At 57.4% G+C, this 697-nt stretch carries 1 protein-coding gene; it reads right to left on the reverse strand.

The window, feature by feature from the left end; translation table 11 throughout:
• Positions 1-46: 46 nt before the first annotated feature.
• Positions 47-697, reverse strand: a 651-nt coding sequence (locus tag HMPREF0307_RS01465) for an IS3 family transposase (protein WP_066485638.1), incomplete at its 5' end; no start/stop codon positions are given.

Raw genomic sequence — 697 nt, forward strand, 5'->3', positions numbered from 1 at the left:
TGGGGTTGCCCGCAAATCGTGGACACGTAGTGGAGCTACCTAGTGGTTAGGCAGCTATTTCTTTTCTGCTGTTGATTGAGCCGGTGTGGTTCTCGAAGTCGACGGGGCTGACCATTCCGAGTGCAGAGTGCCGGCGCCGGCGGTTGTAGACGACTTCCATCCAGTAGGCAACGGCCTTGCGTGCAGCATCACGGGTAGGCCATCGCTTACGGTCGTAGAATTCAGTCTTTAGCGTCGACCAGAACGACTCGGCCATCGCGTTATCGAAGCACACGCCAGTGCGCCCCACAGACTGAGCGATGCCCAGGTTGCGGCACACTTCCCAGAGCTTCTCACTGGTAAATTGCGTTCCACGGTCAGCGTGAAACACCAGCCCATCAGGAACGTCACCGCGTAGCGTATGCGCCATCCGCAGGGCCCGTTCAACCAGGTGTGTGTCTTGAACGCTATCCATTGCCCAGCCCAGTACCCTGCGGGAATGACCATCGCGGACCGCGCACAAATACAGCCAGCCCTCACCGGTGCGAAGGTAGGTAATATCCGACATCCACACCCGGTTGAGCTGACCAGTATCAAACATGCGCTTGACCAGGTCAGGAAGAGTTGACTTACGCTTGGATTGAATGGTTGTCACCGGGACAAAGGCACGCGGTGAAATCCCTTCAATGCCCATCATGCGCATCCGCTTCGCCACAGT

The organism is Corynebacterium sp. DNF00584, from assembly GCF_001552965.1.
Classification (GTDB): Bacteria; Actinomycetota; Actinomycetes; order Mycobacteriales; family Mycobacteriaceae; genus Corynebacterium; species Corynebacterium phoceense.